The 14,182-nt window shown below is 60.2% G+C and carries 13 protein-coding genes and 2 tRNA genes; 9 read left to right on the top strand and 6 right to left on the bottom strand.

Annotated features, from left to right (window positions below; genetic code table 11):
• Positions 1 to 103: 103 nt before the first annotated feature.
• Together LSO07_RS06775 and acs are read right to left on the bottom strand one after the other, a co-directional pair.
• Positions 104 to 194, bottom strand: a tRNA-Ser gene (locus tag LSO07_RS06775).
• Positions 195 to 384: 190 nt separating this feature from the next.
• A complete protein-coding gene (gene acs, locus LSO07_RS06770) occupies positions 385 to 2,391 on the bottom strand; it encodes an acetate--CoA ligase (protein ID WP_034784514.1) in 2,007 nt (668 codons plus the stop codon).
• A 308-nt stretch (positions 2,392 to 2,699) separates the two neighbouring features.
• On the opposite strand from acs, the gene LSO07_RS06765 reads away from it, so the two are divergent.
• From LSO07_RS06765 to LSO07_RS06745, 5 genes are all read left to right on the top strand, one after another.
• Complete coding sequence (locus tag LSO07_RS06765; protein WP_034784515.1) at positions 2,700 to 3,314, top strand: YqhA family protein; 615 nt, start codon at positions 2,700 to 2,702, stop codon at positions 3,312 to 3,314.
• Positions 3,315 to 3,411: 97 nt separating this feature from the next.
• Positions 3,412 to 4,953: a fumarate hydratase gene (locus LSO07_RS06760; RefSeq protein ID WP_034784516.1), complete on the top strand. Its 1,542-nt coding sequence runs from the start codon at positions 3,412 to 3,414 to the stop codon at positions 4,951 to 4,953.
• A 67-nt stretch (positions 4,954 to 5,020) separates the two neighbouring features.
• Positions 5,021 to 5,866, top strand: a complete 846-nt coding sequence (murI, locus tag LSO07_RS06755) for a glutamate racemase (RefSeq protein WP_151092943.1) — start codon at positions 5,021 to 5,023, stop codon at positions 5,864 to 5,866.
• Positions 5,867 to 6,008: 142 nt separating this feature from the next.
• Positions 6,009 to 6,084, top strand: a tRNA-His gene (locus LSO07_RS06750).
• Between the two features lie 181 nt (positions 6,085 to 6,265).
• A complete protein-coding gene (locus LSO07_RS06745) occupies positions 6,266 to 7,624 on the top strand; it encodes a family 43 glycosylhydrolase (RefSeq protein ID WP_151092941.1) in 1,359 nt (452 codons plus the stop codon).
• Positions 7,625 to 7,633: 9 nt separating this feature from the next.
• Here the strand turns inward: LSO07_RS06745 and LSO07_RS06740 are convergent, their stop codons facing one another.
• Positions 7,634 to 8,080 (bottom strand): response regulator, encoded by a 447-nt coding sequence (locus LSO07_RS06740; RefSeq protein ID WP_161789566.1) that lies wholly within the window; start codon positions 8,078 to 8,080, stop codon positions 7,634 to 7,636.
• A gap of 287 nt (positions 8,081 to 8,367) precedes the next feature.
• Here LSO07_RS06740 and LSO07_RS06735 point away from each other — a divergent pair, with 287 nt between their 5' ends.
• The 4 genes from LSO07_RS06735 to LSO07_RS06720 all read left to right on the top strand — a co-directional run bounded on the left by LSO07_RS06735 (position 8,368) and on the right by LSO07_RS06720 (position 12,435).
• Positions 8,368 to 10,479: a TonB-dependent receptor family protein gene (locus LSO07_RS06735; RefSeq protein ID WP_151092937.1), complete on the top strand. Its 2,112-nt coding sequence runs from the start codon at positions 8,368 to 8,370 to the stop codon at positions 10,477 to 10,479.
• 334 nt (positions 10,480 to 10,813) lie between these two features.
• Positions 10,814 to 11,473 (top strand): FxDxF family PEP-CTERM protein, encoded by a 660-nt coding sequence (locus LSO07_RS06730; RefSeq protein ID WP_151094069.1) that lies wholly within the window; start codon positions 10,814 to 10,816, stop codon positions 11,471 to 11,473.
• A gap of 258 nt (positions 11,474 to 11,731) precedes the next feature.
• Positions 11,732 to 12,181, top strand: coding sequence for a hypothetical protein (locus tag LSO07_RS06725; protein ID WP_034782544.1), 450 nt, complete (start codon positions 11,732 to 11,734; stop codon positions 12,179 to 12,181).
• A 47-nt stretch (positions 12,182 to 12,228) separates the two neighbouring features.
• Entirely contained in the window at positions 12,229 to 12,435 is a 207-nt protein-coding gene (locus LSO07_RS06720) for a hypothetical protein (protein WP_151092935.1), read from the top strand.
• A gap of 63 nt (positions 12,436 to 12,498) precedes the next feature.
• Here the strand turns inward: LSO07_RS06720 and LSO07_RS06715 are convergent, their stop codons facing one another.
• The 3 genes from LSO07_RS06715 to LSO07_RS06705 form a co-directional block, all read right to left on the bottom strand.
• A complete protein-coding gene (locus LSO07_RS06715; RefSeq protein ID WP_034782540.1) occupies positions 12,499 to 12,882 on the bottom strand; it encodes a hypothetical protein in 384 nt (127 codons plus the stop codon).
• 161 nt (positions 12,883 to 13,043) lie between these two features.
• A complete protein-coding gene (locus tag LSO07_RS06710) occupies positions 13,044 to 13,616 on the bottom strand; it encodes a hypothetical protein (protein ID WP_151092933.1) in 573 nt (190 codons plus the stop codon).
• A 167-nt stretch (positions 13,617 to 13,783) separates the two neighbouring features.
• Positions 13,784 to 14,110 carry an energy transducer TonB gene (locus LSO07_RS06705; protein ID WP_092611776.1) on the bottom strand — a complete coding sequence of 109 codons (327 nt, stop codon included), beginning with the start codon at positions 14,108 to 14,110 and terminating at the stop codon, positions 13,784 to 13,786.
• Between the last annotated feature and the right edge of the window lie 72 nt (positions 14,111 to 14,182).

Below are 14,182 nucleotides of genomic sequence, written 5' to 3'. Positions count from 1 at the left end.
CGCTGTGCAACGTCCAGAAACGAAAAAACCGCTTAGAATCAAGGCTCTAAGCGGTTTTTGAGGGACTTCCTGAGACGTCCTGATCTTACTTAATTACTATCCGTGGCGGAGAGAGGGGGATTCGAACCCCCGATAGAGTATTACCCTATACACGCTTTCCAGGCGTGCGCCTTCAGCCGCTCAGCCATCTCTCCTGAAGGCAATGCGCGCGTCTTGCTTGCTCACATTGTGTACTGCATATCGCTTGTCGCGAAGCCGCAGATTATAGCAAAGATTCTACGGACTGCCAAAGTTATTTACCCAGGGGTAAAAGTTTGGCCAGGCCTGCAGGAAGGATGCGCCCTGGTGGTGCGCACAGCCCCTCCCGAGGCACTGGCCTGTCTGTTAAGACGTTTCCTTCAGCTGCTCCAGGATGGCCGGGTTTTCCAGGGTCGAGACGTCTTGCGTGATCGTCTCGCCCTTGGCCAGTACGCGCAGCAGGCGGCGCATGATTTTGCCGGAGCGGGTTTTCGGCAGGTTGTCGCCGAAACGGATTTCCTTCGGTTTCGCGATCGGGCCGATTTCCTTGCCGACCCAGTTGCGCAGCTCCAGGGCCAGCTTCTTGGCTTCCTCGCCGGTCGGACGCGCCTGTTTCAGCACCACGAAGGCGCAGATCGATTCACCGGTCGTGTCGTCCGGACGACCCACCACGGCGGCCTCGGCCACCAGCGGGTTGGCGACCAGGGCCGATTCGATTTCCATCGTGCCCATGCGGTGGCCCGACACGTTCAGCACGTCATCGATGCGGCCCGTGATGGTGAAGTAGCCCGTGTCCTTGTTGCGGATGGCGCCGTCGCCCGCCAGGTACATCTTGCCGCCCAGCTCTTCCGGGAAGTAGCTGGATTTGAAACGCTCGGGGTTGTTCCAGATCGTGCGGATCATCGATGGCCATGGACGCTTCACGACCAAGATGCCGCCCTGGCCATTCGGCACGTCCTGGCCCGCTTCGTCGACGATGGCGGCCATGATGCCCGGCAATGGCAGGGTGCAGGAACCGGGCACCATTGGCGTCGCGCCCGGCAGCGGGGTGATCATGTGGCCACCCGTTTCCGTTTGCCAGAAGGTATCGACGATCGGGCATTTCTCGCCGCCGATATGCTTGTAGTACCACATCCACGCTTCCGGATTGATCGGCTCGCCGACCGTGCCCAGCAGGCGCAGGCTGGTCAGGTCGTAGTTGCCTGGATGGACTTTCGGGTCCACGTCGGCCGCCTTGATCAGCGAACGGATGGCCGTTGGCGCCGTGTAGAAAATGCTGACGTTGTGCTTCTTGATGGTTTCCCAGAAACGGCCCGCATTCGGGTAGGTAGGGATGCCTTCGAACACCACTTGCGTGGCGCCCACGGCCATTGGGCCATACGCGATGTAGCTGTGGCCCGTCACCCAGCCGATGTCGGCCGTGCACCAGAACACGTCGTCCGGCTTGATATCGAAGCTCCACTTCATCGTCAGCGCGGCCCACAGCAGGTAGCCGCCGCTCGAGTGCTGCACGCCCTTCGGCGTGCCCGTCGAACCGGAGGTGTACAAGATAAACAGTGGATGCTCGGCATCGACCCATTCCGGCTCGCATTGCGCCGACTGGCCTTCGACCAGGTCGTGCAGCCACGTGTCGCGGCCGGCCACCATCGGCAAGTCGCTGCCCGTACGTTTATACACGATGACGTTTTTCACGGAGTCGCAGCCGCCCAGCGCCAGCGCTTCGTCGACGATGGATTTCAATGGCAGCTTCTTGCCACCGCGCAATTGCTCGTCGCCCGTGATGACGGCCACGGCGCCCGCGTCGATGATGCGCTCCTGCAGGGATTTCGCCGAGAAGCCGCCGAAGACCACCGAGTGGGTGGCGCCGATACGCGCGCAGGCTTGCATTGCGGCAACGCCTTCGACGGACATCGACATATAGATGATCACGCGGTCGCCCTTGGCGATGCCCTTGGCTTTCAGGCCGTTGGCGAACTTGCAGACTTTTTCGTGCAGCTCTTTATATGTTGCCCTGGTGACGGTGCCATCGTCCGCTTCGAAGATGATGGCCGTCTTGTCGCCCAGGCCATTTTCGATATTGCGGTCCAGGCAGTTGTACGACACGTTCAGCTGGCCGTCTTCGAACCATTTGTAGAACGGGGCGTTGTCTTCGTTCAGGGTGCGGGTGAACGGCTTTTTCCAGCTCAGGTTCTCGCGCGCCAGCTTGGCCCAGAAGCCTTCATAGTCGGTTTCCGCCTCTTTCACCATGGCGCGGTAGGCGTCCATGCCGGAAATGGTGGCCTGTGCGGCAAACGCCGCCGACGGGTCAAATACGCGCGACTCTTCCGGTCCCTGCTGTTCCGTGCCCTGCCCTTGGTTTTCTGTAGCGCTCATGCTTGTCTCCAGTGTAGTAATTGTTTGCTAACACGATAGACCCCGTGTCTTACGGACGCCTTACATGTCGCGTTTATGCAGCGTTTTACCCCTATCAAGGCTAACCATAAGCGCCTTCGGCAATGGGAGTCAAGGGGACGCCGTACAGTATTTTCACTGGGAAAATGCATGCGGCACCGAAGGTTCAATACCACTTCGTGTTTCATCAAACTTAATAATCAGGAGCAAGGCCATGCGCAGTAATCAGCAGCAAGTGTAAAATGTCGGGCATACCAAAAATTGGTATTTACTCCCCCAGGAAACCCCACATGATCGACCACCTACCACCGTCATCCAAACATACCAAGCTGCACCCGCTGTCCTCCTTCATCTTCATGTCGCGCTGGCTGCAGTTGCCGCTGTACCTGGGCCTGATCCTCGCACAATGCGTGTATGTCTTCCATTTCTGGGTAGAATTGTCCGACCTGATCGGCGCCGTGTTCGGCAATGATGCAGCCCTGCAGCACGTGCTGACGGCCGTTGCCGTGCCGGGCAGCGCCCTGCCGACCAAGCTCAATGAAGCGACCATCATGCTGGTGGTATTAGGCCTGATCGACGTGGTCATGATTTCGAACCTGTTGATCATGGTCATTATTGGCGGCTACGAAACCTTCGTTTCGCGCATGCACCTCGATGACCACCCAGACCAGCCGGAATGGTTGTCACATGTCAATGCTTCCGTGCTGAAGACGAAATTGGCGATGGCCATCATCGGCATCTCGTCCATCCACCTGCTGAAGACATTTATCAATGCCAATTCCTACAAGATGGAAGTGATCATCGCGCAAACGGTGATCCACATGGTCTTCATCATTTCGGCCATGGCCATTGCGTACACCGACCGCATCATGACGGTAACCCAGAACCAGGCACGACCGCATTAAGGAGCGCTCCTGCACTACCGTACTAATTAGCAAGCAGCACCAAGCATCAAGTAACTAGCATCAAAGTCTTACCCTTCTTATCCACCGCGAGAACACCATGACTGTCATAAAGCAAGAAGACCTGATCGAATCCGTCGCCGCAGCGTTGCAGTACATTAGCTACTACCACCCTGCTGATTACATCGAGCACCTGGCGCGCGCCTACGCGGCCGAGCAAAGCCCGGCGGCAAAAGATGCGATCGCGCAAATCCTGACCAACTCGCGCATGTGCGCGGAAGGCAAGCGTCCTATCTGCCAGGACACGGGTATCGTCAACGTCTTCCTGAAAATCGGCATGGGCGTGCGCTTCGAAGGTTTCAGCGGCACGGTTACCGACGCCGTCAACGAAGGCGTGCGCCGCGCGTACAACTTCGACGACAACAAGCTGCGCGCCTCCATCGTGGCCGACCCGCACTTCGACCGCAAGAACACCAAGGACAACACGCCAGCCGTCGTGCACATGGAACTGGTCGAAGGCAATACCGTCGACGTGAAAGTCGCTGCCAAGGGCGGCGGCTCGGAAAACAAATCCAAGATGATCATGATGAACCCGTCCGATTCGCTGGTGGACTGGGTCATGAAGACCGTGCCGACCATGGGCGCCGGCTGGTGCCCACCTGGCATGCTGGGCATCGGCATCGGCGGCACGGCCGAAAAAGCCATGCTGATGGCAAAAGAAGTGTTGATGGAAGACATCGACATGTTTGAGCTGAAACAACGCGGCCCGCAAAACAAGCTGGAAGAACTGCGTATCGAGCTGTGCGACAAGATCAACTCGCTGGGCATCGGCGCGCAAGGTCTGGGCGGCCTGACGACCGTGCTCGACGTCAAGATCATGATGCACCCGACGCACGCCGCGTCGAAGCCTGTCGCCATGATCCCGAACTGCGCCGCCACGCGCCACGGCCACTTCGTGCTCGACGGCTCGGGCCCGGCCTACATGGAACCGCCATCGCTGTCGTCGTGGCCGGAAGTGCACTGGACGCCGGATACGGAAAAATCCAAGCGCGTCGACCTGAACACCCTGACGAAAGAAGAAGTCGCTTCGTGGACGCCGGGCCAGACCTTGCTGTTGAACGGCAAGATGCTGACGGGCCGCGACGCCGCGCACAAGCGCATCCAGGACATGCTGGCCAAGGGCGAAGAATTGCCGGTCGATTTCAAGAACCGCGTCATTTACTACGTCGGCCCCGTCGACCCGGTGCGCGACGAAGCCGTCGGTCCGGCCGGTCCGACGACCGCCACGCGCATGGACAAGTTCACCGACATGATGCTGGAAAAAACGGGCCTGATCGCCATGATCGGCAAGGCCGAACGGGGACCAGTGGCCATCGAATCGATCCAGAAGCACCAGTCGGCCTACCTGATGGCCGTGGGCGGCGCCGCCTATCTGGTGTCGAAAGCCATCAAGCACGCCAAGGTGCTGGGCTTTGCCGACATGGGCATGGAAGCGATCTACGAATTCGACGTGGTCGACATGCCGGTGACGGTGGCCGTGGATGCGAAAGGCACTTCGGTGCACAACACGGGCCCGAAAGAGTGGCAGGCAAAGATCGAGCAACTCAATAGCGTCAGCAAGATTCCCGTGACGGTCGCTTAAACAAGCACTACCATAGACGCCGCGCGGCAACATCAGCGCGGCGTTTTCTTATCTACTCCGGTTCCCCATGACTTCTATTGCAAGCAATGTCCACCCAGACGCGCCCATCGGTATTTTTGACTCCGGCGTGGGCGGCCTGTCGGTGCTGCGCCATATCCGCGCGCAGCTGCCGCAGGAAGACCTGATTTACTTTGCCGATTCCGGCTATGCGCCGTATGGCGACAAGACGGAACAGCAAGTGGTCGACCGTTCGCTGGCGATCACCGCCTTTTTATTGCAGCAAGGCGCGAAGGCGCTGGTCGTGGCGTGCAACACGGCCACCATCGCCGCCATCAAGGCGCTGCGCGCGCGCTATCCCGACCTGCCCATCGTCGGCGTCGAACCGGGCCTGAAACCGGCAGCCGCCATCAGCCGCAATGGCAAGATCGCCGTGCTGGCCACGGAACGCGCCTTGCGCGGCGACAAACTGCTGGCCCTGCGCGAACAGGTGAGCGCCACCACGGGCGCCACGTTCATCTTGCAGCCCTGCATCGGCCTGGCCGACCGCATCGAGCAATGCGAGCTGGGCACAGATCCGCTGGACGCCACCAGCGCCATGCTGGAACGCTACATCGCCCCCATGCTGGAACAAGGCGCCGACACGCTGGTGCTCGGCTGCACCCACTACCCCTTCGTGCAGGACGCCATCGAACGCACGGTGCGCGCCCACACGCAGGAACAGATCACCCTGGTGGACACGGGCGACGCCGTGGCGCGCCAGCTGGCCCGTCTGCTCGATGCGGCAAGCTTGCGCCGCATCAACAACGACGCGCCACGGCTGCAGGGCTACACGACGGCCAAGGTCGAATCCCTGGCGCAAGCCTTCGCCGGTTTGCTGGACTTGCAGCCGCCTGTCGCGCACCTGTCCGTGTGAGCGGTGGGAGCAAAAGCGACCGTTTTCATGCAATCTTTCGATTCTTTAAAAAAGACTGCATTTAGATTTGCCACTTTGCCGAGTTCTTTGTATAATTCGGCACCTGTTCAGCAAAACAGCTAAACAGGTAAGTAAGACAGTGGTGGCTGTAGCTCAGTTGGTAGAGTCCAGGATTGTGATTCCTGTTGTCGTGGGTTCGAGCCCCATCAGCCACCCCACAGAATAAAGAAGAGCCCGGTTTTCGAACCGGGCTTTTTCTATTCCGGCGCCGCTTTTCTATCTTCACCGATACCGGCCCCGGTATCGCTTCCTGCAAAAAATTCATTAGTGCAAATTTGACCATCGCCCTACTCTGGGGTGCGGCCTGGACCGCCCCATAAAAACAGTACGGAGACAACGATGAAGCAAATCCTGGCAGCACTGTGCCTGATGTTCTGCGCCCATGCGCAAGCGATCACCCTGACGGGCGTGCCGAACGCGCACGACCCCGGCACCCTCACGCGCGACGGCGATACGTATTTCAATTTCACGACAGGCGACGGCATCTGGTATTCCACCTCGACGGACCTGCTGAAATGGTCGGCCGGCCCCGCGCCCGTGTTCAGCACGCCGCCGGCCTGGATCGCCAATAAAATGCCCAACTTCAGCGGCTCGTACTGGGCGCCCGACGTGATCCACATGAACGGCTACTATTACCTGTACTACTCGGTCTCCACTTTCGGCACCTCCGTGTCGGCCATCGGCGTGGCCCGCTCCGCCTCGCTGAAAAATCCCAGCTGGACGGACCTGGGTATCGTCGTGCAATCGTATGGGGGCGGTGCGGAAATTAATGCCATCGACCCGGCCCTGTTCCGCGATCATGACGGCAAGGTCTATATGTCGTACGGCTCGTTCTTTGGCGGCATCGGCGTGACGGAAATCAACCAGGCCACGGGCAAGACGAGCGGCAACGTCACCACCATCCTAGGTGGCGGCGGCAAGGATATCGAAGCGCCCTACATCACGCACGACGGCGAGTATTACTATCTGTTCGTCAACCGCGGCAAATGCTGCCAGGGCGCGGCCAGCACGTATTACGTGGAAGTGCAGCGCGCCAGCAGCGTGACGGGGCCGTACAGCGGCACGCGCACGCTGCTGCCTAACCTCGATGGCAAATACAAGGGACCGGGCCATATCGGCGTACTCAAGCAGGATGGCTGCAACTACACGTCGGTCCACTACTACGACGTCAACGACAATGGCACGGCCAAGCTCGACATTTTGAAGATGATGTATGACAGCGGCTGGCCCAGCCTGACGCGCAATTTCACGGTCGCCAGCTGTGGCGGCATCTCGGACGGCCCCACGGTGCTACGCTCGCGCCTGAGCGGCAAGGCGCTCGCCGTGGCGGGCGCCGGCACGGCGAATGGCGCACTGGTGCAGCAGCAAACTTATACGGGAGCAAAACACCAGCAATGGTATGTGGTGGGACACGGCGATGGCTACTATAGCCTGATCAATGCGAACAGCCTGCTGGGCCTGGACGACTACAACAATTCGACCACGGCCGGCACGAATATCGCCCAATGGAGCTACTGGGGCGGACTGGGCCAGCAATGGCGCTTCGCCAGTCCCGCTGCCGGCTACCAGACGATCAGCAACCGCTACAGCAACCTGACCCTGGACGTACTCAACCTGAGCACGGCGGAAAACGCGCAGATCATCCAGTGGAATCTGACCAACGCGAACAACCAGCAGTGGTCACTGAGCCGGCCATAGGATCGGGAACTAGCCCGCCAGCACCGACTGCACCGTCGTCGCCAGGTCGTCCAGCCGCACGGGTTTGACGAGGAAGTGGCGGAAGCCCACGGCCAGCGCATCGTCCATGTACATGGGCAGGCTGTGGCCCGTGACGGCGATCAGCACGGCGTTGGCCGTCTCGGGATTGTGGTGCAGGCGGCGGCCGATTTCGATGCCGCTGATGCCGGGCATTTCGATGTCGAGGTAGACGGCATCGGGCACGCACAGCTTGACTTGCTCGACCGCCATCTGCCAGTTGCGCACCACCACCGCGTGGTGGCCCAGCGCTTCAAGCAGCATGGCCAGCGATTCGCCCACTTCCTGGTTGTCATCGACCACCAGCAGATTCAATTTGCGCGCAGCACTTGCCGGCTGGTCGCCCTGACGGCGTTCCACGGGGGGATTGCCTGGTGTCGTTTCAGTTGTCTGGCTCATTGTACGTTTACGTCTGACGGCTGCAAAAGCGGGAGTATACAAGAAGCGCGCGCAATGCCGCCGCACCCGAGCAATGGTGCCAGGCGGCAATCCAAGCCGCCCGCTGTACCGGGCCAGCAACACTTCTCCGCCCGCAGGCAGCCATATGGCCAATACGCAATATTCGCAATTGACGGATAAAATGAGAATCATTATCATTATCATCCCCTTGCGCCGGATGTCCACGCCACGATGTTGTCGCGCCGCCCGATTGCCCGCGCAAACATTGTCATTACGGAGATCCATGCATGGCTGCCACACCTTTCACACTGCCCTTTTCGCTGCGCCCGTGCGCGCTGGCCATCGCCCTCGCCTGCCTGGGCGTTTCTTTTTCCGCGCAGGCACAGGAGGCCAATACCGCAGATGACGCCGGCCCCATCCTGGAATCCATCCAGGTCAGCAGCAACTTGCTGGGCACGAGCATGGCTGCCAGCACGAAGAATTTCGCGGGTGCCCGCACGGTGGTGCAAAAGGATGACATCGAGAACTCGGGCGCGACCAGCCTCAGCGATGTGATGCGCCGCATTCCCGGCGTGCAGATCAGCGACAACTCGGGCAGCGCCGGCAGCGCCATTTCACTGAACATCGGCGTGCGCGGCCTGGCCGGACGCTATTCGCCGCGCAGCACGGTCTTGCTGGACGGCATCCCGATGTCGGTGGCGCCGTATGGCCAGCCGCAACTGTCGTTCGCGCCCGTCAGCCTGGCCAATGTCGAGACGGTCGACGTCGTGCGCGGCGGCGGCGCCGTGCGCTTCGGCCCGCAAAACGTGGGCGGCATCATCAACTTCAAGACACGCCGCGTGCCCACCACGCCAGGCATCACGGGCGACGCTACCGTCCGCTACAACTCGTACAGCGAAGTGGGCCACAATACGCAGGCCAGCGTCTTTGCCGGCACCCAGCTCGACAGCGGCCTGGGCCTTGCCGTGCTGTATTCCGGCATCCGTGGCAGCGACTGGCGCGTGGGCAGCGATGAAAAGGTCAACGACTTCGCCCTCAAATTCCGCTACGATCTGAGCCCGACGGCCGAGGTGTACGCCAAGCTGTCCTACTACGACGTGACGTCGCGCACGCCGGGCGGCCTGACCGCCGCCCAGTACAAGGCCGACCCGTTCCAGAACACGCGCCCTACCGATTACTGGAGCGGCGAGCGCAAGGCCTTCGACATCGGCTACCTGAACGCCATTTCCAGCACGCAGGAATTCGAAGTGCGCGCCTATTACAACAAGAGCTCGCGCGAAAGCACCCTGATCAACACTGGCCGCACGGGCCTGGGCCGCCAGCCGCGCAACTATGAAACGACGGCCATCGAGCCGCGCTACACGCAGCGCTTCACGACCGGCAAGGTATCGCAGGACATCACCGTCGGCTATCGCTACCTGGCCGAACGGGCCGACGAGACCATCTACAACATCGTCATCGCCAGCGGTGTAAAGCAAAAGCCGACGCGCTTCGCCAACAATTCCACCGATGCGCAAGCCGTGTATATCGACGACAAGATCGCCATCGATGCCTGGCGCATCACGCCCGGCGTGCGCTACGAACACATCAAGACGGAACGCTTCAACCACTTGCCGACCGACCAGAAGATCGAGTTGCTCAACAACAAGGCCCTGCCTTCGCTGAACGTGGCGTACTTGCTCAACAACAACGTGACCCTGTTCAGCAACTACAACAGCTCGTTTGGCGCCGTGCAAAACACGCAGCTGAACTCGCAATCGGACAAGAATCCACTGCAGCCGGAACTGGCCAAGACGGCCGAACTGGGCGCGCGCTGGAAGAGCGGTCAGCTGTCGGCCGAAGCGACCTTGTTCAACATCAAGTTCGACAACCAGATCCAGTCCGTCGGCAGCGGCGAAAGCGCCGTCTTCTACAACGTGGGCGCCACGCATCACCGGGGCCTGGAAACGGCCATCGACTACCATTTCGACAAGTCCGGCCCGCTGGCCGGCTTGAATGCCTACGCCACCTACACCTACACCAAGGCGACCTTGCAGGATGGCGTGAATGCGGGCAATGACGTGCCCTTCTATTCGCGCAACACGGACACCGTCGGCGCCCACTACCAGCTGGGCGCCTGGGGCTTCGACCTGTCGAGCAACCATCAGAGCCGCCAGTTCGCGGACGAAGCCAACACCGTGGCGGAAAACCCGGCCGGCAACCTGGGCGTCATTCCCGGCTTCCGCACCTGGAACACGCAAGTGAAATGGAAAGTGCCGGGCCAGGCGGACCTGGAGCTGGTCGCCGGCGTCAACAACCTGAGCGACAAGCGCTACTTCACGCGCACATCGGACGGCAACCTGGGCAAGATGGTGGGTGCGCCGCGCATGGTCTACCTGCAGGGCCGCCTGGCGTTCTGAGCTGATCCGCCGCCCCCGCCTATCGAATCGATAGGCGGGGGGCGCACGCTTGCTGCACGCAAAAACCTGCACCATTGTTGTAATGGTGCAGGTTTTTTTTACGTCCCCGATGTCACAAAAATTCTTTGCTGCAAGCACGCTGCAGGCCGCGTTCACTGTGGAGCAAAATTGCAATTAGTTCACCATAGAAATTACTTGCAGTGCAGATACAAATGATTTCACAATTGCAAATATTTTCAGCGAGCGGGCGTTCTTTATGTGATTTTTGGTGATATTCTTTAAATGTCATTTAGGAAATTGAATGATCTTTTAATCAACTAAAACGAGAGCTCACATGAACACGCCTGCCACCTTGCTGAAGATCGCCGCACTGGCCACCCTGGTCACCGCCGGCACCGCCAACGCCGCGACCGAATTGGTGGTCAACGGCAGTTTTGAAAGCAATGCCATCTCCTCGCCTTATGCCCAGTTGAGCGCCATTACAGGCTGGACTTCGTCTGTCAGCGGCAACACGGCCTTTGAAATTCAGAAAGGCGCCACGCAAGGCGGCCTGAGCGGCTTCAATCCCGTCGCGGCAGACGGCACGCAATACCTGGAACTGAACACGGAAAGTATGTCGTCCACCTACCAGACGATCGCCACCACGGCCGGCGGCACCTACGCGCTGTCATTCGCCTACTCGGGCCGTCCCGATACCCCGGGCGGCGCCAACAGCCTGATGAATGTCTACTGGGGTTCGACCCTCCTGACGCCAACGGCGCTGGTCGGCACCACGAGCGGCGTGTGGCAAACCTACAGCCAGAACGTCACGGCGCTCGGCTCGTCGAGCCTGCTGCGCTTTGAATCGATCGGCCCTGTCTCCGCGCCAACCTACGGCTCCTACCTGGACAACGTCTCGGTGACGGCTGCCGTGCCGGAACCGGAAACCTACGCCATGATGCTGCTGGGCCTGGGCTTGCTGGGTTTCATGGCGCGCCGCAAGGCAGCTGCCTGAATCTGAAAAGCCGTCGCGCAACAGCCGCTCCGCCGCCTGGCCGGGCGGCTTTTTTCATGGGAAAACGGCAGCATCACATCAGTAAATGTTGCCAAGAAGAATTAAATTGACGCTACAATAGCGGGGTATCAAGCAATGCCAAGCATCGCTCCGCCAGGGCCCCTACCCCGCCCTGATCATCAGCACGCATTTTTTGAACAGGATGACTGGCGCTGCCGGGCCCGATTGCGCTCCCGGCACGGCCACCACACACGCACCATGTCCGCAGAAAAAACCATTACCGAAACGAGTTCCTACGGCAAGGAAACGCCCGTAGGGCGTCCTGACATCGATGGCCGCGCCGGCATTTTCGTGCCCACGGCGGAATTTGACATCAACAACACCACCACCATCCGCAAGGGCGCGGGCATTGTCGGCTTCGGCAACCTCGATGGCACCCTGACCGTATATTTCGAAGCGAACCGCTTCGACGAAAGCAATCTGCACAAGTGGGAACACAAGGCGCGCAAGGCGTATGACCGCATGGTCATGGGCGCGCCCACGGTGTCGAAAGCGAAAATCGATGCGCGCATGCTGGAACAGGTCGGCATCATCGATGGCATGGGCATCAATCTCAAGCACCCGGAACGCCTGACGCACTGGCTGGCGATCTCGAACGTGCCGGACACGGCGCCGGAAGAGCCGGTGGTGCGCTGGAAAAACCGCTAAGTAACCGGAGAGCGAGGCGGGCCGCCAGGCACGAGGTGTTGTCCTACATGGCGGCGGACATTCATCCGATGCCCAAAGGCATCAACTCATCCTATGATGAAAACCTGACCACACCTCACACCACTCAGGAGTACGACATGTCCCGCCTCATCCCGATCAGCTTTGGCGCCTTGCAAATAGGTCTGGCAGCGGCGGCGATGTACATCCTGTGTTCGGCGGACGTGCTGCACCAGGGTTCGGTTTATTTCCACTAATAAAATGACAAAGCCGGGCAAGCAACGCTTGTCCGGCTTTGTCCTGCATGCAAGCGCAATAGTCTAGCGGCGGCCGTGGTAGCGTCCATGCCCGCCCCAGCCACCGCGGTGTCCACCGTAGCGCCCAAAGCCGAACATGAAGTCCAGCCCGATCGTCACGGGCGGATTGTAATAATACGGTTGCGGCGCGTACACGGGCGCCGGCACATACACGGGTTGCTGCACGTACACCGGCTGCTGCTGCACGTACACGGGTTCATTCGTGTACTCCACGCGCGGTGCGCTCATCACGCGGCCCGACTGCACCGGCTCGGACGAGACCGTATGCCATTCATAGGGATTGTAGGCCCCCTGCGGCGCGCGCGAACCGTAATATGCGGGACCGGGGGGTGCCACGGCGCAGCCACCCAGGGCGGCCAGCGAAATTACTGCCAACAGGGTTTTCATTGCAATTCTCCTCGAGTACCAATTCCATGTACTACCTTAATTAAGTACTATAAGAAATTACGTCGAGCTTTGCTGCGCTTTTACCGATTGTTACACGCCGACGCACGCCGCAACATGAAATGTGGCAAAGCCGCCACAAGCCACTCGTGCGGCATGTTTCCTCAAATAAACGGAATCGCGCACGTATCGATGGCCTTGCCGGCCGCATCGTAGCGCTGCACGCACACCTGGTAGCGCACGCCGTAATCGAGCTCGACCTGCTCGACCTTGCCATACTTCAATTTCCAGCTGGGCTGCACCTGTTGCCGGCCAGCCAACGCGGCCACATCCTGCGGAATCGCCATCGCCGTTTGCGTCTCGCCCTGGCGCGCATCCTGGCGCCGCGCCACGTCGGTCGATACGCTCACGGCCAGGTCCACGCCGCCGTCCACATAGCTCAGCGTGGGCGCGCTGCGCTGCGCCCGCATCACGCCCCAGGCGCAAGGCTTGCCGCCGGCCTCGCATTGCTTCAATTGCGCCAGTGGGAAATATTCAGGGGCAATCTTGCCATCCTTGATGGGCCAGCTGGTGCGCACGCCGTCGCGCTTGCCCGTCAGGGGATTATCCCAGCTCAGGCTATTGACGACGGCCACGGTCTGCCCCGCCTGCAAGCCCACGGGCTTGCCCAGCGAGGCGCAGGCGGAAAGCAGCAAGCCGCTGGCGGCCAGGGAAAAAAGTGTCAGGATGCGCTGCATGGTAGGCCTCTTGTAATGGGAGATCCCGAAGGTATGTTTCGAGGGTAACAGAATCGGCGGCGACAGTGCCGTTGGCTGGCGCACATAACAGTACGGGCGGCACCCTTGCAGGCGCCGCCCGTAGCGGATATGCCATGCCGGGAGCCTCGCTCCCGGCAATACGTGGATCAGTCCAGCTTCCAGGCGTAGTCAACCTTGGTCCAGGTTTGCGCTGCGGCGCCATCCTTGGTGCCCGGCTTGAACTTGCACGCGGACAGGGCCTTGATGGCAGCCTTGTCCAGGTTCTTGAAGCCGCTGCTCTTGTCGACTTTCGAATCGGCAACAGTACCATCGGCATTGACCAGGAAAGACATCGACACGGTGCCCTGCTCTTCGTTCATCAGCGAGGCTTTCGGATAGTCGGCCTTGCAGTTCTTGGCATCGAACGACGCCGGCACCTCGGCAGCAAAGGCCGCGGAAGAAACGGACACCAGCAAGGCTGCTGCAACACTCATAAAACGCTTATTCTCAAACATGTGCTTCCCCATGATTATCAGATACGGTAATTACAATTTCCGGTGCGCTGT

Source organism: Janthinobacterium sp. PLB04 (genome assembly GCF_021165895.1).
GTDB lineage: Bacteria > Pseudomonadota > Gammaproteobacteria > Burkholderiales > Burkholderiaceae_D > Janthinobacterium > Janthinobacterium lividum.
The sequence above is the reverse complement of the archived record's forward strand: the minus strand, read 5'-3'. Positions and strand labels throughout refer to the sequence as shown.

Coding starts and splice junctions, on each gene's coding strand:
- LSO07_RS06715 (WP_034782540.1), bottom strand. CDS start 12,882: ATGAAAACCCTGTTGGCAGTAATTTCGCTGGCCGCCCTGGGTGGCTGC.
- LSO07_RS06740 (WP_161789566.1), bottom strand. CDS start 8,080: ATGAGCCAGACAACTGAAACGACACCAGGCAATCCCCCCGTGGAACGC.
- LSO07_RS06710 (WP_151092933.1), bottom strand. CDS start 13,616: ATGCAGCGCATCCTGACACTTTTTTCCCTGGCCGCCAGCGGCTTGCTG.
- LSO07_RS06725 (WP_034782544.1), top strand. CDS start 11,732: ATGTCCGCAGAAAAAACCATTACCGAAACGAGTTCCTACGGCAAGGAA.
- LSO07_RS06735 (WP_151092937.1), top strand. CDS start 8,368: ATGGCTGCCACACCTTTCACACTGCCCTTTTCGCTGCGCCCGTGCGCG.
- LSO07_RS06760 (WP_034784516.1), top strand. CDS start 3,412: ATGACTGTCATAAAGCAAGAAGACCTGATCGAATCCGTCGCCGCAGCG.
- LSO07_RS06765 (WP_034784515.1), top strand. CDS start 2,700: ATGATCGACCACCTACCACCGTCATCCAAACATACCAAGCTGCACCCG.
- LSO07_RS06705 (WP_092611776.1), bottom strand. CDS start 14,110: ATGAGTGTTGCAGCAGCCTTGCTGGTGTCCGTTTCTTCCGCGGCCTTT.
- LSO07_RS06730 (WP_151094069.1), top strand. CDS start 10,814: ATGAACACGCCTGCCACCTTGCTGAAGATCGCCGCACTGGCCACCCTG.
- LSO07_RS06745 (WP_151092941.1), top strand. CDS start 6,266: ATGAAGCAAATCCTGGCAGCACTGTGCCTGATGTTCTGCGCCCATGCG.
- murI (WP_151092943.1), top strand. CDS start 5,021: ATGACTTCTATTGCAAGCAATGTCCACCCAGACGCGCCCATCGGTATT.
- acs (WP_034784514.1), bottom strand. CDS start 2,391: ATGAGCGCTACAGAAAACCAAGGGCAGGGCACGGAACAGCAGGGACCG.
- LSO07_RS06720 (WP_151092935.1), top strand. CDS start 12,229: ATGGCGGCGGACATTCATCCGATGCCCAAAGGCATCAACTCATCCTAT.